Genomic DNA, 22,969 nt, shown 5'->3' with positions numbered 1-22,969 from the left:
ACCGGTTTTAGTTGTTAACGTATGTAGCGAAATACTCCGGTGTGCCCACGATGTTCCAGTATTCGGCCAGTGCCAGATAGTAGCCCAGTACGGCCGTGTAGTATATTTTATGCATCTCCTCCTCCAGCAGCAATGCATCGTTTACATCCTTCACGGACGAGAGCTGGTTTTCCATGCGGTCGGTCACCAGCGTGGTGGTAAGGCGCGCCTGTTGCCGGGCGCTGTCCAGCGAAGCCACGTCATGCTGCAGCGCCTTTACCTTGTTGGAGGCCACACGCAGCTGCAGCTCCAGGGACGTCCTGGTATTTTCAGCGGCCATCATTGCCTCCTCTACCAGCAGTTTACTGGCTTTGGTACGTTTGTTACGCTGGAAGCCGTCGAACAGGGTCCATTGCAGCTCCACGCCTATCAGCCACGGCGGCACCGTCACCGGCAGGTCTTTCTGGTAGAGCGACACATTGCCGATGGCGAACAGGTTGGGAAGCGACAGGGAGCGTGTAGCCTTCACCGCTACTCTGGCCAGGTCTGTCTTGCTTTCCAGCAGGCGGTACGACGGATTGTTGTGCCAGAAGGCGTTCTCTTCCCCTGTAGTGACGTTGGCCTGCTCGTACCGCAGCGTATCGCTGATGACGATGGCGGTATCTATAGGCCTGCCCAGCAGCTGGTTCATTTCCAACAGGGCATTTTCTTTCTCCAGCTCCAGGTTGCTGTATCGGTTCGTTGCCTGTGTATAGGACACCTTCGCCCAGTTGAGCAGGTAAGGCGGCAGTATCTGATTGTCTTTCAGCGACGCGGCGTAATCCCTGTTTTTCCGGAAAGCCTCCACCACTACCGCTTCGTGGGCCAGGATGGTATTGAGGTACATGATACGCAGGTACTGGGCGCTGATCAGGAAATACAGGTTTTTCTCCACCACCTGTTTATTGAACTGGCCGGCTGTTACCTGTGAGCGGGCGAGGTCCTGGGCAGCGGATATTTTTCCGCCCAGAAAGATCGGCTGGCGTACCCCGACGCCTGCCACGAAATACGATTGTTTCGCCAGCTGCGGGTTATAGTTGGGATAAAATGCGTTGATCAGTCCTTTTGTGGCATTGGAGATGGCGTCCTGCACATTTTGTGGCAAAGGTTGCCCGGTGATCTGCTGGAAGACGGTGTTGGCCGTATTGACGCTTTGCGCCGCCGATCCGTTCACCACCCCGTCCTTTACCTGTTGCAGATTGATTTCAAGCGGTTTTCCGAGGTAGTTGTAACCGGCCAGCAGGTCTACTTTGGGGAACCAGGCACGATTCTCGGCCTGCAGGGAATATTCTCTCGCCTGCAGCGAGCGTTCCGCCTGTTTTACCAGCGCATTACGTTGCCGGGCGAGTTCATAACAATCTTTTAAAGTCAGCTGTTGTCCTTTCTCCTGCGCCGGGGCAAACATCGGCGGCAGGATGAGCGTTAATAACAGGAGATGTCTCATAAGATATCTTTTCGTCCGGGTTTCCTTAATACCAACACACCTAAACAATTTTTCATGCATAATGTTTATATTATTCAAAAAAAATCGTACATAATCTGAAAATGAGTAAATCCCGGGGGCAATCGTTATCTTCAGAGAGAATAAAAAAAGTACATCGTTATATTTATTTAATCCATTTTTGCCCCCTGTTCTTTAACGGACATTTGCACCAGCAAACAACATTACCAATTCATAAAAAATAAAACATCTTTATTTATGGCAAAACAAAAATGGGTCTCCGACGCCGCGCACAGCGAACTTACTTTTAAGATCAGACACCTGATGATCACCAATGTTACCGGGCGGTTCAACACCTTCCAGGTAGAAGCGGAAACAGACGGGGATAACTTCCTCAACGCCAGCGCCACAGCTACCGTAGACGTAGACTCCATCTCTACTGCCAACAGCCAGCGCGACGAGCACCTGCGCTCTCCGGATTTCTTCGACGTGAACAAATTCCGCAACATCACCTTCAAAGCCACTAAAACGGAAAACGTGGACAACGATGGCTCCTATACGCTGTATGGCGATCTGACCATCCGCGACGTGACTAAAAACATCAAACTGGATGTGGAGTTCGGCGGCGTGGTAGCAGATCCATGGGGCAATACCAAAGCGGGCTTCACCATCCATGGTAAAATCAACCGTAAGGATTTTGGCCTGAACTGGAACGCTGTAACCGAAGCTGGCGGTGTAATGGTGAGTGACGAAGTAAAAATTCAGTGTGAAGTACAACTGCTGAAACAACAATAAACATTTGGGGATTTTCGATTTTTTGATGTTGGAATTTAAAATGCAGCGGAGATCATATATTCTTCGCTCATCTTCATCCCAAAAAATCGAAAATCCCTCAATCAAAAAATCTAAAAATGATAACAGGGCTGCATCATGTTACCGCTATTTCCGGTAACGCTAAGAAGAATTTTGACTTTTACACGAAGACGATGGGATTACGGTTTGTAAAAAAGACTGTAAACTTTGACGATCCGCATACCTATCATTTTTATTACGGCGACCAAACCGGTACACCCGGAACGATCCTCACGTTCTTTCCGTGGCAGGATATTATGGCCGGCCGCAGGGGCACGCATATGGCTACGGAAGTGGGCTATTCCGTTCCGGAAGGCAGCCTGGATTTCTGGCTCAAGCGACTGGATGCCGCCAATATGATTTACAATAAACCGTCCGCCAAGTTCGGGGAGATCTACCTCACCTTCCTGGACCCTGACGGCATGAAAGTGGAACTGACCGTTCCCGAGACGCCGGACAACAGGACACCCTGGGAAACGGCCGAAGTGAGTGCAGCCAATGCCCTGCGGGGATTTCACCACGTAACGCTGACCCTGGAAGATATTCAGCCTACTGCTGATCTGCTGGTATCCGTTTTTGGTTACCAGCTTGAAAAAAACCTCGCCAACCGTTACCGCTTCAAGGCGCCTGCCGGCGATACCGCCAATTACATCGACCTGGTGGAAGCCAAAGGAGAACAGCGAGGGCATGTTGCCGGCGGCAGTATTCACCACATCGCCTTTCGCATGAAAGACGATGCGGAGCAGGAATACTACCGCGGGAAAATCGAAGCGTTAGGCCTGCATGCCACACAGCAGCTGGACCGCAAGTATTTCCGCTCCGTCTATTTCAGGGAGCCCGGCGGCGTACTGTTTGAACTGGCCACAGACACTCCCGGCTTTACCGTGGATGAACCGGTGGACCAGCTGGGCACGCACCTGATGCTGCCCTCCCAGTTTGAGCCGCAACGGGCAGAGATAGAACAGAAACTGATAAAACTGGATTAAAATGGATTTTAAGCCCCTGAAATATGTCTACCAGCCGGCAGCTAACAAGGACGCCTACACGTTGTTGTTGCTGCATGGCACCGGTGGCGACGAACAGGACATGCTGCCGCTGGCGCCTGCGCTGACGAGGAATTTTCATGTCCTCAGCCTTCGCGGCAATGTGCTGGAACACGGTATGCCCCGCTTCTTCCGCCGCCTGGGCATGGGCGTATTTGACGAGCCGGACGTGCATTTCAGGACGCATGAAATGGTGCACTTCCTGAAGGAACTGTCCGCACAGGAGGGCTTCGACCTGCAGAAGCTGGTCGCCGCCGGTTATTCCAACGGCGCCAATATTGCCGGCGCGGTACTGATGCTGTACCCTGAGCTGCTGGCCGGCGCCATGCTCTTCCGGCCGATGCAGCCGTTGCATGGCATTGAGGACCCATTCGAAACCAACCGCCAGCAGCCTGTTTTCATGAGCTCCGGCAAAATGGACAGCACCGTAGACCCGGCCGCAACAGCCGCCTATGCTACCCTGCTGAGCGCTAATGGTTTTAACGTCAGCAGCCACAACATCAACACAGGACATAATTTAACACAACAGGATATCGACCTGGCCGCAGGCTGGGTGAAAGAAAATTTCAGGTAATCACCGCATCATGGACGAAGAAGTAAAAGTAAGTATCGAAGGAATACCGTACCAGGTTTCTATTTCCGCAAGAGATCACCGCTGGCTGGCAGACGAACCGACCGACATTAACGGCGGGGATACCGGACCTAATCCCGGAGAACTGCTGCTGAGCAGCCTCGGCTCCTGTACCGCCATCACCCTGACGATGTATGCCGCACGAAAAAAATGGGCGGTGGAGAAAATAGATATCGACCTGCGGTTCGACAGTGCCGCCAAGCCGGACCCGGCTACCACCGTGATCGAATGCCTCGTACGCATCAGCGGCAACCTGGACGAAGCACAACGGAAAAGGCTCATGGAAATAGCCCATGCATGCCCCATTCATAAGCTGCTTACCAACCCCGTTATTATCAATACCAAAGAAGATTGATATGAAAGACATTACTAAAAAATACAGCAACGGAGAAGTCACCATCGTATGGAAGCCGGAAGTGTGCAAACACTCCGAAATATGTTTCCATGGCCTTCCCGAAGTATTCGATCCTAAGGCCAAGCCCTGGATCAACGCTGACGGCAGTACGACCGACCGGATTATCCGGCAGGTAAAGAAATGTCCTTCCGGCGCACTCACTTTTTACCTGAACAATGAAGCGGATAAAGCGGCAGAAATAACCGCCAGCAGCCTCTCGGAAACAGTGCCCAACGGCCCGCGCCTCATATATGGCAACGTGCTGATCAAAAATACCGCCGGCGAAGAAACGCCCTTTCACATGGTAACCGCCATGTGCAGATGCGGCAGTTCTTCCAACATGCCGTACTGCGACGGCACCCACATCACTAACGGTTATAAAGACAATGAATAATTATGGAACTTACCATTCAGCAAAACACCGAAAAACACCAGTTTGAAACCACTGTCGACGGGCACACCGCTTTTATCGTGTACAAGCTGTTTCCCGGCGGCATCGCTTACATTCACACGGAAGTGCCGCCTGAACTGGAAGGCAAAGGCATCGCCTCCCAAATGGCCAAATACGTGCTGGAATACGCCAGGGAAAACCAATTAAAGGTAAAACCGCTGTGCCCATACGTACACGCTTATATGAAAAGGCATCCGGAATACAACGACCTTCTCTGAAAGGATAAATGACGAATCCGAGCGCCATAACAGACACTCAGATTCGTCATTCATTATCACTTGATTTATTTAAGGGCGGATTTGATCGCTTTCGCAGAATCCTGGTGGGTCCTGAGCGTGGGCAAGGTCTTGCTGGCCCATGTTTTTAAATCCGCATCTTCCAGGTTGTTGGCTGCCTTATCGAATTCGTTCACGTCTTTGTCATGGTCGTCTACCATCATGTCCATATAATCTTTGTCGAAGTCCTTCCCTGTTTTCTTCGCCAGTTTGTCCATGTGTTCTTTCGATTCAGTGGAGAGCTCCGCAGGCAGTGCGATATTCTTTTTGCCGGCTAACTCTTTCAGTTCGTCATTTGCTTTAGTGTGATCGCTGACCATCATTGCAGCAAAAGCTTTCACCCTCGGGTTCTGTGCTTTCTCCTGTGCCAGTTTGCCCATTTCCACCTCCATCATACCACCGTTGGCCGCCTTTACAGCGAATTCAGAGGAATTGTTGTCAACAGGCTTTACCGCCTCGTTTACATCCTGTGCAGAATCTACTGGTTTTTCACTTTGCGGATTGTTTGCATTGTTGTTGCACGAAGACAGCATCCATGCGCCCAGCACGGCCGTAGCCAATAAGATTGTTTTCTTCATAGTTGATGAGATTTATTGGGTTTAATGTTTGATTTCAGCTAATCATCCGGCAAAAAAAATACCATGCGGACGCATGGTATGGATAAAGCAACAGGACAGCCGGTTTACACGGAAGAGATCACCTTAACGGATAAACGGCCGCGAATGCTTTGCCGTAGAGGCTTTTCCCCATAATGTAAAAAAACAAACCGGGTGTCGTTTCATACGTAAACGTATATACGAAAAGACACCCGGAACCGGTGGGTTTCCTGTAGGATGAAGACGGTGCACTATTGTGCGTTCTTGATAGCCCTTGCTGAATCCAGGTGTACCATCAATACCGGCAGCGCTTTCCTGGCCCATTCCCGCAGGCTCACATTGCCCAGGTTGTTTGCTGCATAGTTGAAATCTTTCAGGTCCTGGTCGTGGCTGTCCACCATTTCACCGATGTATTCTTTTTCAAAACGTTTTCCGCTTTTTTTAGAGAGCCGCTCAAGATGTTTCTGCGAGGCTGTGGCCAGCGTTGAAGGCAGTGCGATCTTCCATTTTTCCGCAATTAATTTAAGCCGTTCGTTTCCCCTGGTACGATCGTTTACCGACATTGCGGCAAAGGCTTTCACCCGCGGGTCTATGGCCTTCTCCATCGCCAGTTTTCCCAGCGCTACCTCCATCATGCCGTCATCGGCTGCGTTTACCGCAAAGGAAGCAGACAATGAGTCCACCGTTTTTTCCGCGTTATTAATGGCTTCCGCCGAATCTGCCGGAGTCGCCTGCCGGGCATTACTTCGCATGTTGTTATTACCACAGGACAGGAGCAACCACATGCCAGGCAGCACCACAGCAAAAAAGGTTGTTTTTTTCATAACCCTAGAAGTTTAACGGGTTTAAATACAGATTAGCCACAAATGAACTGACAAAAATTTTCAGGCAGGCACATGCGTTTTAACACCGCCCTGTGGCCGGGCAAAAAGGAAGAGCTCTTTAAGAAGGGAATAACGGAGCAGCTTTGGTGTAGAGGGTTTTCCCCAGTATGTAAAAGATGACTGCCGGAAGTTTTTCCCGGCAGTTTTCATCATTTATTCAGGTTGAGCGAAGCACACATACAAAACCCATACAATGGCGATGATCAGCACAATCAGCCCGACGATCTTGGTCCAGCTATAGGGCCTGTCCCCGGTGACTTCCCCGGTATTGGCATTTACGACAAAATGATAGAGTTTGTTGTTATAGCGGTAGGCGCTCAGCCAGACCGGCAACAGGATATACTTTAGCCCGAGCTGGTTGTAGGCCACCTTGTAGCTGTCGATCGACTGTTCATCGCCGCCGATATCGCTGCATATTTCGTCCCGGATGATGGGGTCCATCCGCTTTTTGGCGATGGCCAGTCCCTGTTCTGCGTCCGTCTGGTACAGTTCTGCCCGGAAGCCGCTCAGATAGCGGCCATCGTAGGCTTTGAGCTGGTCCAGGTGCCAGGGTTCGAGAATTTCGGCCATCTTGCGGGGCAAGGAAGGGCTGGCGGAAACCAGTACGTCCCGGAAGGTATTGTCTACCACCCCGGAAGTGTCGTACCAGGCCGTATGACGCACCTGGCGGGTACGCGTTTCTGTTCTGCCATTAACTTCTTCCGTATAGGTTTCAGTAGTATAATAGTATTCACCGCGTTGCCCGCTGTAGGAAGTCACGGTGTCCGTATCATAGCTCCAATGCGGAATGTAAATGCCTTTCAGCTGATGATAGGACCTGTCTTTCACTTTCTTTACCAGGTCGGACGGAGCAAACCACAATTTACTCATCCACTGCTGGAAGAACTTACCGGCTTGTTTATCATCCACTGCAAAGGGCAGCACATAATGCGGCTGGAGGATGGCCGTAGCGGCGCCCTGCTGCACCACCAGCGGCGATGCACAGAACGGGCAGGCATCTGCCGTCACGTTGGGCAACATGGTCGTAGAAGCGCCGCAACTGGTACATTTCACCACGACTGCCTGTTCGGTATGTTCTGTATGGCGCTGCAGGTCTGCGATGAAAGCATCATAATCGAAAGCCCGGATGCCTTGCGGAGAGGCTTCTGCTTCAATGGTGTTAACGGTACCGCAGTACTCACATTTCAGGCTGTTGGTGCCGGGCGCATAATGCAGGATGGCGCCACAGTTCTGACATTTCAGCGAGGATACCGTCTCTTTGGTTTTTTCCTCAAAAGACATAGGAATATTTGTGAAAAATTACGAATTACGAATTACGAATTACGAATTACGAATTACGAATTGGGAGTTCTTTAGCAGCATGGAGCTGTTAGTAAGCTATAAATTCGTAATTCGTAATTCGTAATTCGTAATTCGTAATTCGTAATTCGTAATTCGTAATTCGTAATTCGTAATTAATTTACGGTAATGGTGGCGGTACAGTGGCCAGTACGGGCGCCAGTTCAGGCACTGCGGAAGCGGCGGTCCAGGCGGCCATGCCTGTTTTCCAGACCAGGGTCTGGTGCTGGAGACTACCGGAAGCGGCCAGCTGACGCAGCTGGTCCATGTTGTAAGGGCCGGACTGTTTACCTTCCACAGCCACGAAGAAAGGCTCTGTGCCCGGCAGCGGCGGCGGAACACCCGGGCCACCGGCGGCAGGCTGTTGATTAGCCTGGTTATTCTGGAATACGTTACCTACCTGGCCCATCATGGCAGCCCCCATACCGGCGCCGAGACCGGCAGCAGCCAGTCCCCCGCCGGAGGGGTTTTCTGCAGCTTTTTCCATGGCATTGGCGGCCTGGAACTGTGCATAGGCGCCGAGGTTGCCTACGATACCCATGCTGCTGCGTTTGTCCAGCGCTTCTTCCACCTCGGGCGGCAGGGAAATATTTTCAATCAGGAATTTCGTCAGGTCGAGGCCCAGCTCATTAAACTCAGGCCGTATTTTTTCGGTGATCAGCTGGGATACCTCATCGTACCTGGCAGCCAGGTCGAGCACCGGGATTTTTGCTTCGGCAATGGCATCCATACCGCGGGAAACGGCCAGGTTGCGCAGTTGTTCGTTGATACCGTCAACCGTATATTCAGGATTGGTAGCGGCGATTTCTTTCAGGAACTGCGCAGCGTCTTTCACGCGGAAAGCGTAGCTGCCGAAAGCGCGCAGCCGCAGCGGGCCGAATTCGGCATCGCGCAGCATGACAGGGTTTTTGGTGCCCCATTTCTGGTTGGTGAACTGCCGCATGCTGATGAAAAACACATCTGCCTTAAAGGGGCTGTTAAAACCATATTTCCATCCCTGTAACGTAGTCAGAATAGGCATGTTCTGCGTTGTCAGCGTATACATGCCGGGCTGAAAAACATCCGCTATCTTACCTTCGTTCATAAAAACTGCCACCTGCGATTCTCTTACCGTCAGCTTGGCGTTCATTTTTATTTCATTCTGGTAGCGGGGAAACTTCCACACAATGGTGTCGGCGGACGGGTCTGTCCACTCAATAATGTCAATAAATTCATTCCGGAGTTTATCAAATATTCCCATAGTAACAGGTTTTAAGAAACATCTGCACCAAATGTATAGAAATATTTACTGGAAATGCTAATAATGAAAAGTTATAATTTCAGCAATCTGGCGTTGATAGCTACTATGACGGTGCTCACTGTCATCAGTACCGCACCGGCGGCGGGACTTAACAGTACGCCCCAGTGATACAGCACGCCTGCTGCCAGCGGCATGGTGATGACGTTGTAACCGGTGGCCCAGGCCAGGTTCTGGATCATTTTCCGGTAGGTGGCCTTGCCGAAACGTACCAGGCTGACGATGTCCTGCGGGTTGCTGTTGACCAGCACGATGCCCGCTGTTTCTGCAGCGATGTCAGAACCGGAGCCGATGGCGATGCCGATATCCGCCTGGGCTAATGCCGGCGCGTCGTTGATGCCGTCGCCAGTCATCGCTACGTACTGGCCTGCTTCCTGCAATCTTTTGATTTCTTCCAGTTTCTGGTGCGGCAGCACTTCCGCGATATAGTTATCTAGCTGCAGTTGTTGCGCCACAGCGGCCGCCACTTTTTTGTTATCGCCGGTGAGCAGTACGCTGGCGATGTGTTCTTTTTTCAACGCCTGGATAGCAGGCAGTGATTCCGGCCTGATTTCATCCGCCAATACGATATAGCCTGCCGGCAGACCATCCACGATCACAAAAGACAGGGTGCCGGTATCTGTTTGCCCTATTGCCGCCTGTTGCGGGAACTGTTCTTTCATATAAGCGGGACTTACCACCTGTACTTTTTTCCCGTTGACAGTAGCGCTGATACCTTTGCCGGTCATGGCCTGCATATCGCTGGCGGCAGGTATCTGTACTCCTTCGTTACGGGCCTTGTCCACAATGCCGGTGGCGATGGGATGCTCCGACTGTTGTTCCACGGCGGCTGCCAGCATCAGTATTTCCTGTTGACTGTAGCGGTTGTCCAGCGTTTCCAGCTGCACCACCTGGAACTTGCCTACCGTAAGCGTACCGGTTTTATCGAATACCAGCGTGGTGATTTTACGGGCGTTTTCGAAGGCGGTCCTGTTTTTGATCAGCAGGCCGTTTTTGGCGGCCACGGTGGTGGAGCGGGCTACCACCAGCGGTACCGCGAGGCCCAAGGCGTGCGGGCAGCAGATAACGATGACCGTTACCATCCGTTCCATGGCGAAAGAGATGGACTGGCCGTCGATGCGCCAGTAGGCGAAAGTGGCGATACCTGCCACAATGGCGATGATCGTCAGCCAGCGGGCAGCCTTGTCGGCCAGCAGTTGCGTATTCGATTTGGCCTGCTGCGCATCGTTGACCAGCCTGATCACCTGTGACAGGTAGGAAGAGGCCGCGTTGTGGGACACCTTGATATGCAGCGCCTGATTGCCATTGATAGATCCGGCGATCACCCTGTCGCCTTTGCTTTTTTTCACCGGTTTGGACTCTCCCGTCAGCATGGATTCATTGAGATAGCTGCTGCCTTCCGTTACAACGCCGTCTGCCGCTACTTTTTCCCCGGGTTTTATCAGCACCATGTTGCCGGGCTGCAGGCTGTCGGTTTTTACTTCGCGGATATTGCCGCCTTCCACCAGGTGAGCTTCCGCCGGCATGAGTTGTACCAGCAGTTCCAGTTCACGCGAAGCGCCCGCCACCGACTTCATTTCAATCCAGTGTCCCAGCAGCATAATCAGGATCAGCGTTGCCAGTTCCCAGAAAAAGTCCATGCCCTGCAGTCCGAACAGCGTGGCCACGCTATATACAAAAGCTACGCTGATGGCGAAGCCGATCAGCGTCATCATGCCGGGATTGCGCGTCCGCATTTCAGACCACCAGCCGGAAAGGAAAGGCCAGCCGCCATAGAAGAAAATGACGGCAGACAGCGCACACAGGAGGTAGTTATCGCCCGGGAAACTAATGTCCAGCCCCAGCCAGTGCTGGATCATTTTCGACAACAGCATGACCGGTATGGTGAGTATCAGCACTACGTAAAACCGTTGCCGGAAATCGCGGATCATGGCCTGGTGGTCATGTCCGGCGTGACCTCCATGGCCGGCATGCGCGGCATGGCCAGGCTGAGGGGAATGTTGGGAATGGTCCGTATGGTCATGCACGTGACCGGCGTTTGCGTCGGCCTCCGGCTCCCGATCGTGATGATCGTGGTCCATGTGCATATGCATGTGCTGATGTTTGTCCATAGCGATATCCGGTTTTTAATATTACAACTGTGTGTTTTAATTGTTGTAAAGTTGCCGAATATATCGCCGGAAGATTTATATAATCCGGAAAGAGATTTACAGGATTATCGGGCGCCCAGGTGCTCCATCCATTTGGCGGCCAGCGCCGGCCATACTTCAGCGGCGCTGTTGCCCGGGCGAAGGCCGTAACCATGGCCGCCTTTGGCGTAAAAATGCAGCTCTGCCGGTATGCCGGCATCACGCAGGGCGCCGGCCATCACGAGCGCGCTGTTGCCATAGGTATCATCGGCGGTAGCAAAAAGGAACATAGGAGGCGTTTGTTTGTCAATCCGCAGTTCCGGCGTCAGCGTACGCCCTTCTCCCCTGTCGAGATAAGCAGGATATATCAGCATACCAAAAGCCGGGCGGGCAGACAGAGAATCGGCCTTATCCACCGGCGTATATGCTTTTACGTTATACTGCGTTGCTAATCTGGCGGTAAGGCTTCCACCGGCTGAAAAGCCCATCATGCCTATTCTTTCGGGGTCCAGCTTCCATTCTTTGGCGCGGCTGCGTACGATACGCATAGCGCGCTGGGCGTCCTGCAAGGCGCCGGCTTCTTTTTTGGGCACCCTGTATTGCAGCACAAAGGCGGTATAGCCCAACTGATTGAGCCACTGTGCGATTTCATAGCCCTCCAGGTTGATGGCGAGGATATTGTAGCCGCCGCCGGGACATATGACCACGCCCACATTTTTAGCGTGTGCCGGGTTCGCCGGATATACCTCCAGTATGGGATCGGTCACATCGGTGAGGCGTACCACGCCGCGACTGGTATCGGACGCAGTCACGGCCGCATGGCGCGCAGCGGTTTCACCTGGCACGGCGTCCGGCCATAAATGGATGGTTTCCTTGTGTTGCGCGTGTGTTGAAGCGTATGGTGCAAGCATCAGCATGAAGATAATAAATGGTTTCATAACGGGAATTTCGGGTGTCGGCAAATGTAATAAACGTTTCCCGCAAATAAAAGGGACAGTCTTCCTTCGAAGACTGTCCCGCCATCTGATCACCGCTGGACCTCTTTCTTTATCCGGTCTGTTTAAACAGCTTTAAACGTAAGCACTACGGTACGCGGCGTCGGATCATCGTTAAAATGCCCGGTGCCGGTGATCCTGTAACTGGTGTTGCTGATTTTTTCGGCACGGTAGGTACCGGTAAAATCATCGTCGTCCCCGCGGCCTTCCAGCGTCCCGTCTGCCTTGAGGTCCCAGTTGAAGGTGTGCCGTTGCGGGCTGGCAGGGGAACATTTTGCAGGGCCTTCATCTTCAGCAGCTGTTCCATCTGCGAAATACTCCGTGAAATCGTCTTTGACGCAGGCGGGGAGTACAGCATAGATGTCTGTGACCACCTGCCCTTCACCATCGTCTATACCCGGATTGGCGGTATAGGCGGTCAGCTGCCATTTTTTACCGATCAGGAATTCTTTGAAGGAAGGATCTTTGGGGCTATCCTTTTTGTCTTTTTTGCATTGGGTAAACATGAGCATCCCGGAAACGGCACATAACGCCATCACTGATTGGGGGAACCATTTTTTCATGACTAAGTGTTTGTTTTATTCTGATGCAAACCTACGACGGACGGGCTGCCGGGGTTTCAGTAGAAACACTTAATTGAAAAAACAGGGAGTTTATGCAGGCAGCGTACCACTACCCTGCCTGCCGTATTTTTTTTATTTAACGCACCGGAGCCAGGCTTCCGCCATGAGTTGTGCACCGGCCACGCTGGGATGTACGCCATCGGGCGTCCAGTAGGCCGCCGGCGCCGCCTGCAATGCTTTGTCATAGATGGCCTGGTAAGGAATGAAGACCGCCTTGTATTTGTCCGCCAGCTCCCGGGCGGCGGCGCGATATTCGTTGAACGTCGGATACCACCTGTCGTCCACTGCTTTCACGCCTTTAACGGCGTAGGGTTCCCCGATGATCAGCTGAACGTCCGGCAAAGCCTGTTTAGTGCGGTCCAGCAGCTTGTCATAGTCGTCGTGGTATACTTTGGAAGTGCCGTTATAATTGCCATTGAGCGTATGCCAGAAGTCATTCACTCCCACAAGAATGCTCAGCACATCAGGCTTCAGTTGCAGGCAGTCCGCCTCCCAGCGGTCGGCCAGCTGGAACACTTTATTGCCGCTGATGCCTTTATTATAAAACTTCAGGTTGTCGGCCGGCCGTTTCAGTAACAGATGAGCGGCGGCGAGATGCGGATAACCGCCACCCAGGGCGGAGCCGTTATTGGCGTCCATGGCATCGCGCTTGCGGCCCACATCAGTGATGGAGTCGCCCTGGAAGAGGATGACGCCTTCTTTTTTCAGTGTCACCTTTTTGCCTTTGTCAGCAGACACGGCGGCGGACACGATATTGGGAATACTAATGGCAGCGAGGCTTCCCAGTGATACGTTTTTCAGGAAATTTCGACGGTTCGATGAATTCATAACGGATTTTTAAAATAGTAAAGGGCTCCGCCCATAACGGGGGAGCCCTTAAATCTATAAAAAGATTCTGATTTTTTATACAAAGGCGCTGGACCCGGTAATGGCCCTGCCTACGATCAGCGAATTGATTTCTTTGGTGCCTTCGTAGGAATAAATAGCTTCCGCATCGGCGACAAAGCGGGCTACGTTGTATTCCAGCAGGATACCGTTGCCGCCCATCACTTCACGGGCGCCGCGTACCACGTCCCGCGTGCGCAGGGTACAAAATACTTTGGCCAGCGAGGCGTGTTCGTCTTTCAACCCTCCCTCGTCCTGTATCTCCGACAGCCGGTAGACCATGGTCTGCATAGCGGTGAGATTGGACAGCATTTCCACCAGGTGGCCCTGTATCAGCTGGAAGGAAGCGATAGGTTTTCCGAACTGCTCACGGGTACGGGTATACGCCAGTGCATTTTCGTAGGCGCCGCGCGCGCATCCTACTGCTTCCCAGGCTACACCGGCACGTGTCATGCGGAGCACCCGGCTGGTATCGCGGAAGTTGTTGGCCCGCTGCAACCTGTCGGATTCCGCCACGCGGCAGTCTTTCAGGGTGATCAGCCCGTTCTGCACGATACGCAGCGCCATCTTATCATGCATCTTTTCTACGGACAGGCCCGGAGTGCCTTTCCGTACCAGGAAACCTTTTACCTGATTATCGTCCACATCCCTCGCCCAGATGACCGTCACGTCCGCAAAAGTGGCGTTGCCGATCCATTTTTTCCGGCCGTTCAGCACCCAGGTATCTCCTTCGCGTTTAGCCGTGGTCGTAAGACCGCCGGCAGCGCCGGAGCCCACTTCCGGTTCGGTCAGGCCGAAAGCGCCTATAATATTGAGCTGCTGCATGCCCGGCAGCCATTCATCTTTCTGCGATTCAGATCCCAGCATGTAGATAGATCCCATGGCAAGACCGCTCTGCACGCCGAAAAAAGTGGCGATGGAAGCGTCTACGCGCGCCATCTCCATGGCGATGATGCCTTCCATGAGGTAACTGCGGTTCGGGCAACCGTAACCATCGTACGTAACGCCGCAGATATTCAGCTCCCTGAATTTGGGGATGATCTCGAACGGGAACTCCGCTTTAAGCCAGTATTCGTTGACAATAGGTTGTATCTCTTTTTCCATAAAGGCCCGCACCTTCAGCTGCAGCGCCCGGTCTTCCGCATTTAACCGGCTGCTGATATCATAAAAATCACCATCTATCGGCGGCAGCTTCTTTTTGGAGCCTCTGCTGGTCAGCATTTTCATCAGTCCATTCAGCTGGTTGTCATCCATTTTGGCTACCGAGGCCATCACCTGCGACAGGTCTACCTTCTCCGACAGTTTGGCCAGCATTTTAAAATCGATGCTCTTCAACAGATGATAGGCGTTCTTCAGTTTTGTGAAAGTTCCGGACATACTACATGGTTTTATGTGAAAATACGAATTGCGGGGCAAAGCAGGAACGATACAAGTATCATTCCCGCTTTGCCCCGCTGCCGAATGGTGTTATATCATTTTATGGCTTGACGAACTTTCCTTCCGGTGTAAGCTGTAAGGTAGTTTCTGCCAGCTGGATTGTAACCGGCCCGGTTAAGTTGGTAACGGGATATGCCTTGTTTTGCGATGCATCCATCGGAATTGCTACTCCACGGTAGTCAGCAGTTTCCGGATAATTGTATAATACATAGCGGTCCAGTATCCCACCTGCATCGTTCATCGCAACCAGTTCCGCCAATTGATGCTCACCGTGCTGGTAAAAGTGCACCCACACCAAAATACCGAACGGCATCCTGTCCTGTATACCGAATAACATTTCTTTATGATGTCCTCCTTCCGGTGTACCAAAACGATCTTTGTTTTGTTCAAATACTTCCTTAAGGGTATTTACAGTATAAGCAGGAACGGTATAGGTGATACGACGGACTTCCGACAGGAACTTCCCGGCAGCATCCAAGCGATAAGTCATGTGCCTGGCCTCCGTGCTGCCTAATTGCCATAACGCCATATCTGCGTCATTTACAATGGATTCCTCCAGCGTAACGCTGCCGTCTTCATGAATAACGGCATTTCTCCAACGATGCTCCACTCCTTCTCCGAAAAGTTTTCCGTACAGATCTTTCTGATCAGTAACAGTTCCGTCAGGTTTGCAGGCCACCAGCTGCACCGCACTGTCGAGTACGGCGCCCTCATCGTTGGCAGGGCCGTAGGCGTATAATAGTAACAGTGGTTTTCCCGGAAGTATAATTTTACCATAGTGATAGATGTCCAGCTTATCATACCCTATTATATCCTGGTAAGAAAACCAGGGGGTGAGCGGAGACACCCGTTTTAGTTTCGGGATAGCCGCACTGCTGATGGCCAATGGTAGCTGCAAACCAGGGAAACGGGAGGCGTACTCATCAAACGGGCTTTTTTCCGGCGGGACCGGGCGGATGGCGCCATCCGCAGCCAGCACCATGCGCCGTATCTGCGATTTACCCTGTGGCCGTTCCTCTCTGACTTCAATAGTGGTATCATTAATATACACAGGCCAGCTGCGCAACTCCTGCGTCCCTTCAACTGTCAGGCGAAGCGTACCGATTTCCTGCCGGGCTATTTCATTTCCATCAGGCGTATACGTTACCAGGAGCTGTGATGATGACACCGGTGTATTTAGCTCAAACTCACAGGCAGCCAGTACCGCAACATACTTTCTTTTGCCGGGCAGCTTTGCGGCGGAGAAACGATGATAGCCGCGGTCGCCGAAAGGACCGGGGTCCACGTCTTCGCTTACATTGAGGAAGTGTTTACTGGTGTCTGCCTCCGGCAACTTCTCCAACCATAATTTAACCGCTTCGTTATTGGTGTGGCTACTGTCAGTTCCTGCTTGCCGGTTCGCAGCTTCGGGGCTGGCGCAGGCAAACAGGAACAACGGTGCTAACCAAAATGGTAAATATCTCATAGATGGATTATTGCGCCTGGAACTTTCCTTCCGGCGTAATCTGCAATACTTTATCTTTCAGGGTAACGGTAACAGGCCCGTTCACAGGCAGTTTACGAACGGTATCGTCTTTTTCGATTTCACCGTCCACGGAAACATTATCCCGCGCCGACACTTTCTCGTAAGGCGTCTTCTTCAGATTGTTGTACACCACGTAACGGTCCAGTACCCGCAGATCAGTGCCTACAGTATAAATTTCTACCAGCTGTTCGCTGCCGTTGTCATAAACGTGCATCCGCACATATATGGTTTCATCCCGCAGCACGCTGAAGAGCGCCTGTTCAAATTCAGTATCCAGCGAAGCAGCATCATAACTACTTCTCCTGGTGGCCAGCAGTTCTTTCATGTCGGCCGGATTAAATTCAGCGCTGTAAAAGTTTTTCCCTACCAGCTGGCGCTTGAATTTTGCACCATTTTCCGGTGTGTATACCACCAGCTCTTCTGATTTGAAGAGGAAACCGACTTCACCGCCAACACCGTCTTCATCATTGGACTCTTCCGTCACCCGGATAGTACCGTCCGCAGCTACGGTAGCGTTTTTAGAGGCGCTGTAATATCCTTCAGAGCCGATATATCCGTTCAGCCGGATACTGCTGCTTTCCTTTCCGTCCGGGGTGTGGTATACCAGCTGTATAGTGGAATCCATCATGGATTCCCCCCCCTCCAGGGCGCCGACGGCATACAACAGATAAGTTCCTTTGCCCGGAACCGGGATTTTACCATAATGGAACAATTTGATCTGCTCGAAATAAATCAGGTCACTGAAATCAAAGTAGGGTGTCAGCAGCGATACCGGCTGCAGGCCGGCCAATGTATAATTAACGGTAAAGGGCGTTGTGAGTGTTTTAAAACGTCCTGCATAGGTGTCGAAAGGGACTGTTTCCTGGGGAACAGCGCTGATCTGCCCCTGGTAGTTAATACGGTATTGTTTGATGCGCGCCTTGCTTTCCCCGTTAGCTACGCCTTTTTTGTAAGTGTACCAGGTTTCCTTTACCCAAAACGTACTGTCATTAATAAATTCCGGCCATTTGTGAATGGAGTTGCTTTCATCTCCTTTTGATTCTTCTTTGCTCATTCCTACTTCCTGCCGGCCGATTTCTTTTCCATCGGGGCTATAGACCAGCAGCAGCATTACGGAGGAGTCGCTGTCTTTTTTATAAAAACCCTGTGCGGCAATGGCCAGGTAATTTTTCTGCCGGGCCACAATACCTGCTGACACGCTGGCAAAACCACTTTGGGCAAAAGGGCCCAGCGCGCTGTCGATGTTTTCCAGGTCATAGCCATGTACCGGGTGCGGGATCGTTTTCAGGTGTTTCAACCAGCCCTGAAAATCAAAAGCTACGGTTTTTACGCTGTCTGCAGCGGGCTCTTTGGCGGCGCTGCTGTTATTGTTACATGAAAAGAAGGCCATCGCTGGCAACAGGATTAACAAGCTCGCTAATCTTCTCATAGGGAGTTTTTTTGGGGGGCCAAGATAGTAAAATATGTGATATGTCCGCCTAACGGAAAACCATGGTCGAAAGATGACCGTTTACGGGGACCGCCGGCCGATCGGGATGGGCAGGTAAATGTTCGTATATGCCGGCCGGCGGTATGACCGGCGGGAATCACCAGCGCTTTATTTCAGGCGACAGCGCACAAATGGGCCGAAAGAATGCAGAGCCCGGTTGCGAATAATACCGAAGATTGCACAGTACCAGGATGATGGAAAACTCAAAAAAAACGGTTGCATAGAGAATATGCAACCGGTGGTAACTAAAAAACACAAACTAAAAACTAAAAAGGACATTACAGCATATAGATTAAAGGACGATAACGCATATAGGCTTAGGCGTTATATAAGGATATGACGCAATTTTTCTCATATCCCCCTATTGACAGGAAAATAAAAAATTGCCTTACATTAGCGGCGATCATTTCATTACTTAAACGCTATGAAGGCTAAATGATAACATCACCTTCTTATCAAGCCTATAATGAGCTTTTCCATTCTCTGTACAGTGAGCTGTGTAACTATGCCAGCAGTTTCCTGAATGATGATGCGGCCGCCGAAGATGTGGTACAGGAAACTTTTATACGCTTATGGCAGAAGCACCGGGAGCTGATTGAGATACCCAATATTAAAGCCTATTTGTACAGGGCAGTGCGTAATAATTCTATTTCAGCGCTGCGCAGGCGTACCGCCGAGGAAGCGGGCAACAAGGGTTTTGAATGGGTAGCCGACGTCAGTGAAGATCCCGATGCACGGGAAATATCGGAGGCCAAACCTTTTTACGAGCAGCTGATTTACGAAGCTATTGCCAACCTTCCGCCGCAATGCCGGGAAGTGTTTACCTGTTGCCGGCTCCAGGGAATGACCCACCAGCAGACCGCCGAAAAGCTGGGCCTGTCAGCCAAAACCGTGGAAAACTACATGGGGAGGGCACTCAAGCTGCTACGGAAGTACCTGGGCCAATACGGTTTGCCGGTATTTTTATTTTTTCTGTTAAATTTTTTTAACAATTAATAGAGGGCACAAGCGATTCTTTACGTTTTAATATCAGAGCACACACTGTACAACATGGACACCTACATATATGAAATAATTGCGAAGCAACTGTCATCTGTCTCTACGCCCGAGGAGGACACCATCCTCCGGGAATGGCGGGAAGCTTCTCCTGACAACGAAGCCGCTTACATTAAGGCCAGGCAGGTATGGCAGGACGCTCCCCGGAGCCTTCCCCTCTCCCGGCAAAAACAGTTCAATGCCGCTGCAGCCTGGAGCAAGGTGGACCAGGTACTGCAACAAGAAGCGCCTCCCGCCAAAACGGTGCGGATGCCTGTTTTCAAAATCGCTGCAGCGGCGGTATTGCTCATTACGCTCAGCGCCGGCGCCTGGTGGCTGGCCAGCCGCCCGTCCCTGAAAGTACAGGAACTGGCTGCCAACGAGGGCAAAATCAAAAGCCTCGAATTATCCGATAAATCAGTGATCACACTGCGCCCCGGCGCCAAAATCAAATATTCCGAAGGCGCAGAACGGGTGGTCACCCTGGAAGGTGAAGCTTTCTTTGAAGTGGCTGCAGACCCGCGCCATCCTTTCCTGGTAAAAACGCCTAACCAGTCAGTGGTGGAAGTGCTGGGCACTTCTTTTACCGTAAAAACGGCCGATGCCCATACCACCGTCGTCGTTTCCACCGGTAAGGTGAGACTGGGCAGAGCCAACGACACCACCTCCGTTATCCTTACCAGTGGCCAGAAAGGCGTCTGGGGAAATGGCCAGCTGAGCGCCGACGACAACGACGATCCTAACTTCATGGCATGGAAAACAGGAATTTTCCAATTTAATGATCAATCACTTCTTGAAATATTGCCACAATTAGCCGATTTTTACGGCAAAGTCATCAGGATTGAGGATGGCTATCAGGCTACTGCAGCACAGCAAAAAGCTACGATCAGCTTCCAGGACCAGTCTTGCGACGAGGTTTTGCATGAATTACAACTTTTGCTTGGTTTCCATTACAAACAAGAGGGCGATACGATCGTCATCGGCAGGTAGACGGGTAAACTACTTTTTTACAGGCTTATTTTTCTGCTTGCTGGCGCTCGCGCCGGCAACGGTTTTATATGCACAGTCCAAAGAGGATACTATTCTCCAGGCTTCTTATGCCCCTCCCTCCCGGGGAGGCTCTATCCTCTTCTTTATCCAGGATATCCAGCGGCAGACCGGCATCTCTGTTTCCTATAGTTCCAGCTTCCTGCATCTCAACAAAAAGGTGCAGCTGACCGGCAGCGAGCGCAGTACCGGCCAGGTATTGAACACCATCCTGCAGGGCACGGGCATACAGGCGGCAGCCATCAACGGGAAAATATTCCTGCTGCGGGAATCCTCCCAGACCCAGTATTACACCATCAGTGGATTTATCAAGGAAGAAAACAGCAAGGAAGTCATCATCGGCGCCTCCGTATATGACCCTGTCACCCGGCGCGGCGCCATCAGCAACCCATACGGTTTCTTTAGCGTACAGGTGCCGGACAGCTGCACCAGCCTGGTATTTTCGCATGTGGGTTATGAAACGGTCGTCCAGCCGCTTCCTCTGCCGGACGACCGTCAGCTTGAAATCCACATGCAGCCGCGTAACCCGTTGCAAACCGTAGTGGTGACCGGCGACCAGGACTCTGTCACCCTCCAGGCCGGCTATGTTAAAATGCCGGTAGGTTATTTGTCAAACTTCCCTGCCCTGCTGGGAGAAAAAGATGTGCTTAAATCGCTGCAGCTGTACCCGGGCACCGGCAGCTCGCTGGAAAGCAGCAGCAACCTGCTGATCCGCGGCGGCGGCGCCGACCAGAACCTCTACCTGCTGGACGGGGTCCCCCTCTATCATACCGGCCATCTTTTCGGCCTGTTCTCTGTTTTTAACGGAGACGCCGTCAAAGATGTATCGCTGTATAAAGACGCCTTCCCCGCCCGCTATGGCGGCCGGCTTTCCTCTGTAGTAGATATCCGCACGCGCGACGGCAATATGAAAGCATGGCATGGCAAGGTCACTCTCAGCCCCGTATCTGCCAGCACTGAGCTGGAAGGACCACTCGTGAAAGATAAAAGCGCCATGTTCCTCTCCTTCCGGCGGTCGCTGATCGACGGTATCTATGGTAAACGGTTCAACCAGCAATACGGTAAATATGCGCTCTACGATGTAAATTTCAAGCTCAACCAGATCATCGACAATAAAAACAGGGTCTACATCAGCTTCTACAAAGGGCAGGACAACATGTTCATTCCCAAAGACAACTCCCCCTTCCCGCTGTTGGACGATTATAAGTTCGCCTGGAGCAATATCACCGCAGCGCTGAAATGGACCCGTGTCATCTCTCCTAAAGTTTTTACCAATACTACCGCCACCTACAGCCGGTTCTATAATTTCTTTTCCCAGAGTTCCGATTTCAAACTGTCGGCTATCGCGCCCGTTTCGCTCAATGGCAAAGGCGTATCCCGTGTCAGGGATATCGCCCTGCATAACGAAACGGAGTTCACCATCAGCAACGTCCAAAAGCTCTCTTTCGGCGGCGGCTATACCTATCACAACTTCGCCCCTACCGCCTACAGCAGCAATGTGGACGGCGGCGACGCTATAAAGCGGCCCGCCCCCAAATATTACATGTCAGAGTTCACCCTCTATGGCGAAGATGAACTGCGCCTGTTCGACAACCGTTTGACACTGCGCCCCGGCGCACATTTCGGTGCACTGGCCCAGCGCGGCTCCTTTTATGCCAGCCTTCAGCCCAGGCTTATGGTCCGCTGGGACCTGCCCAACCAGCAATATGTACAGGCTTCCTTTGCGCAGATGACGCAGTTCATGCACCAGCTGACCACCCCGTGATCAATCTTCCCACGGACCTCTGGGTGCCCAGTACAGAAAATATCAAACCGGAAAAAGCCTTCTCCTATAGCCTGTCTTATCAAAAACAATGGGAGAGCGACTGGCGGTTTAATATCAACCTGTATTATAAATTGCTGAAAGATATTGTGACCACCAATACGGTCCTTAACATTTTCGATAACTCCGATCTTTGGGAGAAAAAAGTGATCAACGGCAAGGGATATAACTATGGGAGCGAATTGCTGCTGGAAAAAAACACCGGCAGGCTCACCGGTGTTTTGAGTTATACGCTGGCATGGGCCTGGCGGGAGTTTGGGGGGATCAATGGCAGTAAAATGTTTCCTTATAAAGAAGACCGCCGGCATAATATATCCCTGGCGCTTAAATACCGCATGAAACCGGGCTGGAGCCTTTCTGCTTCCTGGAAGTTCTCCAGTGGCGCGCCTTTCACGCTGCCTACGCAGATCTTCCCCGACTATGACTGGGGCCGTAACATCAACGGTAAGCTGGACGAACGCTATTCTCCGTTCGCCAATAACCAGATCAACTATCTGCCTTTTATTACAAGGCTCAATAACTTCCGGCTCAAACCTGTACACCATCTCGATCTCGGCACCACTGTTTACCTGGGCGCCACGCGGTCTATCCATCATGTACTGACAGCCGGCATCTATAACGTATATTCCCGCAGCAATCCCTTCATTGTCAGCTATGACCAGTTTGTGACCATGTCTTACGATGAAATTTATCCGCTGCAGTTATATCAGTACAGCCTGTTCCGAACGTTACCTTATATCAGTTATACGCTTAAATTTTAGT

At 51.7% G+C, this 22,969-nt stretch carries 22 protein-coding genes; 10 read left to right on the top strand and 12 right to left on the bottom strand.

What is annotated here, in order from left to right:
- Positions 1-7: 7 nt before the first annotated feature.
- On the bottom strand, positions 8-1,462 hold the full coding sequence (locus tag HF324_RS16225) for a TolC family protein (RefSeq protein ID WP_220100761.1): 1,455 nt from the start codon (positions 1,460-1,462) through the stop codon (positions 8-10).
- A 255-nt stretch (positions 1,463-1,717) separates the two neighbouring features.
- On the opposite strand from HF324_RS16225, the gene HF324_RS16220 reads away from it, so the two are divergent.
- The 6 genes from HF324_RS16220 to HF324_RS16195 all read left to right on the top strand — a co-directional run bounded on the left by HF324_RS16220 (position 1,718) and on the right by HF324_RS16195 (position 5,048).
- A complete protein-coding gene (locus HF324_RS16220) occupies positions 1,718-2,254 on the top strand; it encodes a YceI family protein (RefSeq protein WP_168803473.1) in 537 nt (178 codons plus the stop codon).
- 116 nt (positions 2,255-2,370) lie between these two features.
- On the top strand, positions 2,371-3,297 hold the full coding sequence (locus HF324_RS16215; protein ID WP_168803472.1) for a ring-cleaving dioxygenase: 927 nt from the start codon (positions 2,371-2,373) through the stop codon (positions 3,295-3,297).
- A 1-nt stretch (position 3,298) separates the two neighbouring features.
- Positions 3,299-3,928 carry an alpha/beta hydrolase gene (locus HF324_RS16210; RefSeq protein ID WP_220101322.1) on the top strand — a complete coding sequence of 210 codons (630 nt, stop codon included), beginning with the start codon at positions 3,299-3,301 and terminating at the stop codon, positions 3,926-3,928.
- 10 nt (positions 3,929-3,938) lie between these two features.
- Positions 3,939-4,340 carry an OsmC family protein gene (locus tag HF324_RS16205; protein WP_168803471.1) on the top strand — a complete coding sequence of 134 codons (402 nt, stop codon included), beginning with the start codon at positions 3,939-3,941 and terminating at the stop codon, positions 4,338-4,340.
- A gap of 1 nt (position 4,341) precedes the next feature.
- Positions 4,342-4,773: a (4Fe-4S)-binding protein gene (locus HF324_RS16200; protein WP_168803470.1), complete on the top strand. Its 432-nt coding sequence runs from the start codon at positions 4,342-4,344 to the stop codon at positions 4,771-4,773.
- Positions 4,774-4,775: 2 nt separating this feature from the next.
- On the top strand, positions 4,776-5,048 hold the full coding sequence (locus tag HF324_RS16195; protein ID WP_168803469.1) for a GNAT family N-acetyltransferase: 273 nt from the start codon (positions 4,776-4,778) through the stop codon (positions 5,046-5,048).
- Positions 5,049-5,113: 65 nt separating this feature from the next.
- Here the strand turns inward: HF324_RS16195 and HF324_RS16190 are convergent, their stop codons facing one another.
- The 11 genes from HF324_RS16190 to HF324_RS16140 form a co-directional block, all read right to left on the bottom strand.
- Positions 5,114-5,683 (bottom strand): DUF4142 domain-containing protein, encoded by a 570-nt coding sequence (locus HF324_RS16190; protein WP_168803468.1) that lies wholly within the window; start codon positions 5,681-5,683, stop codon positions 5,114-5,116.
- Positions 5,684-5,952: 269 nt separating this feature from the next.
- Positions 5,953-6,525, bottom strand: coding sequence for a DUF4142 domain-containing protein (locus tag HF324_RS16185; protein WP_168803467.1), 573 nt, complete (start codon positions 6,523-6,525; stop codon positions 5,953-5,955).
- A 213-nt stretch (positions 6,526-6,738) separates the two neighbouring features.
- Positions 6,739-7,866, bottom strand: a complete 1,128-nt coding sequence (locus HF324_RS16180; protein WP_168803466.1) for a TFIIB-type zinc ribbon-containing protein — start codon at positions 7,864-7,866, stop codon at positions 6,739-6,741.
- A 178-nt stretch (positions 7,867-8,044) separates the two neighbouring features.
- Positions 8,045-9,163, bottom strand: a complete 1,119-nt coding sequence (locus HF324_RS16175; protein ID WP_168803465.1) for an SPFH domain-containing protein — start codon at positions 9,161-9,163, stop codon at positions 8,045-8,047.
- 71 nt (positions 9,164-9,234) lie between these two features.
- Positions 9,235-11,331, bottom strand: a complete 2,097-nt coding sequence (locus HF324_RS16170; protein ID WP_168860276.1) for a copper-translocating P-type ATPase — start codon at positions 11,329-11,331, stop codon at positions 9,235-9,237.
- A 104-nt stretch (positions 11,332-11,435) separates the two neighbouring features.
- Positions 11,436-12,287, bottom strand: coding sequence for an alpha/beta hydrolase (locus tag HF324_RS16165; RefSeq protein ID WP_168803463.1), 852 nt, complete (start codon positions 12,285-12,287; stop codon positions 11,436-11,438).
- A 122-nt stretch (positions 12,288-12,409) separates the two neighbouring features.
- On the bottom strand, positions 12,410-12,907 hold the full coding sequence (locus HF324_RS16160; protein WP_168803462.1) for a hypothetical protein: 498 nt from the start codon (positions 12,905-12,907) through the stop codon (positions 12,410-12,412).
- Between the two features lie 132 nt (positions 12,908-13,039).
- Positions 13,040-13,795, bottom strand: coding sequence for an SGNH/GDSL hydrolase family protein (locus HF324_RS16155; RefSeq protein ID WP_168860275.1), 756 nt, complete (start codon positions 13,793-13,795; stop codon positions 13,040-13,042).
- A gap of 75 nt (positions 13,796-13,870) precedes the next feature.
- On the bottom strand, positions 13,871-15,229 hold the full coding sequence (locus tag HF324_RS16150) for an acyl-CoA dehydrogenase family protein (RefSeq protein WP_168803460.1): 1,359 nt from the start codon (positions 15,227-15,229) through the stop codon (positions 13,871-13,873).
- 100 nt (positions 15,230-15,329) lie between these two features.
- On the bottom strand, positions 15,330-16,754 hold the full coding sequence (locus tag HF324_RS16145; RefSeq protein WP_168803459.1) for a hypothetical protein: 1,425 nt from the start codon (positions 16,752-16,754) through the stop codon (positions 15,330-15,332).
- A 7-nt stretch (positions 16,755-16,761) separates the two neighbouring features.
- Complete coding sequence (locus tag HF324_RS16140) at positions 16,762-18,243, bottom strand: hypothetical protein (protein ID WP_168860274.1); 1,482 nt, start codon at positions 18,241-18,243, stop codon at positions 16,762-16,764.
- Between the two features lie 495 nt (positions 18,244-18,738).
- On the opposite strand from HF324_RS16140, the gene HF324_RS16135 reads away from it, so the two are divergent.
- Genes HF324_RS16135 through HF324_RS16120 form a run of 4 tightly spaced genes read left to right on the top strand, consistent with a single transcriptional unit; the run spans position 18,739 to position 22,968 of the window.
- Positions 18,739-19,299 carry an RNA polymerase sigma-70 factor gene (locus HF324_RS16135; RefSeq protein ID WP_168803457.1) on the top strand — a complete coding sequence of 187 codons (561 nt, stop codon included), beginning with the start codon at positions 18,739-18,741 and terminating at the stop codon, positions 19,297-19,299.
- Between the two features lie 54 nt (positions 19,300-19,353).
- On the top strand, positions 19,354-20,328 hold the full coding sequence (locus tag HF324_RS16130; protein WP_168860273.1) for a FecR family protein: 975 nt from the start codon (positions 19,354-19,356) through the stop codon (positions 20,326-20,328).
- A 37-nt stretch (positions 20,329-20,365) separates the two neighbouring features.
- Positions 20,366-22,150: a TonB-dependent receptor gene (locus HF324_RS16125; RefSeq protein WP_168860272.1), complete on the top strand. Its 1,785-nt coding sequence runs from the start codon at positions 20,366-20,368 to the stop codon at positions 22,148-22,150.
- On the top strand, positions 22,147-22,968 hold the full coding sequence (locus HF324_RS16120) for a TonB-dependent receptor (protein ID WP_168860271.1): 822 nt from the start codon (positions 22,147-22,149) through the stop codon (positions 22,966-22,968). Before HF324_RS16125 ends, HF324_RS16120 begins: the two co-directional genes overlap by 4 nt.
- Position 22,969 lies beyond the last annotated feature (1 nt).

The organism is Chitinophaga oryzae (assembly GCF_012516375.2).
Taxonomy (GTDB): domain Bacteria; phylum Bacteroidota; class Bacteroidia; order Chitinophagales; family Chitinophagaceae; genus Chitinophaga; species Chitinophaga oryzae.
The sequence above is the reverse complement of the archived record's forward strand: the minus strand, read 5'-3'. Positions and strand labels throughout refer to the sequence as shown.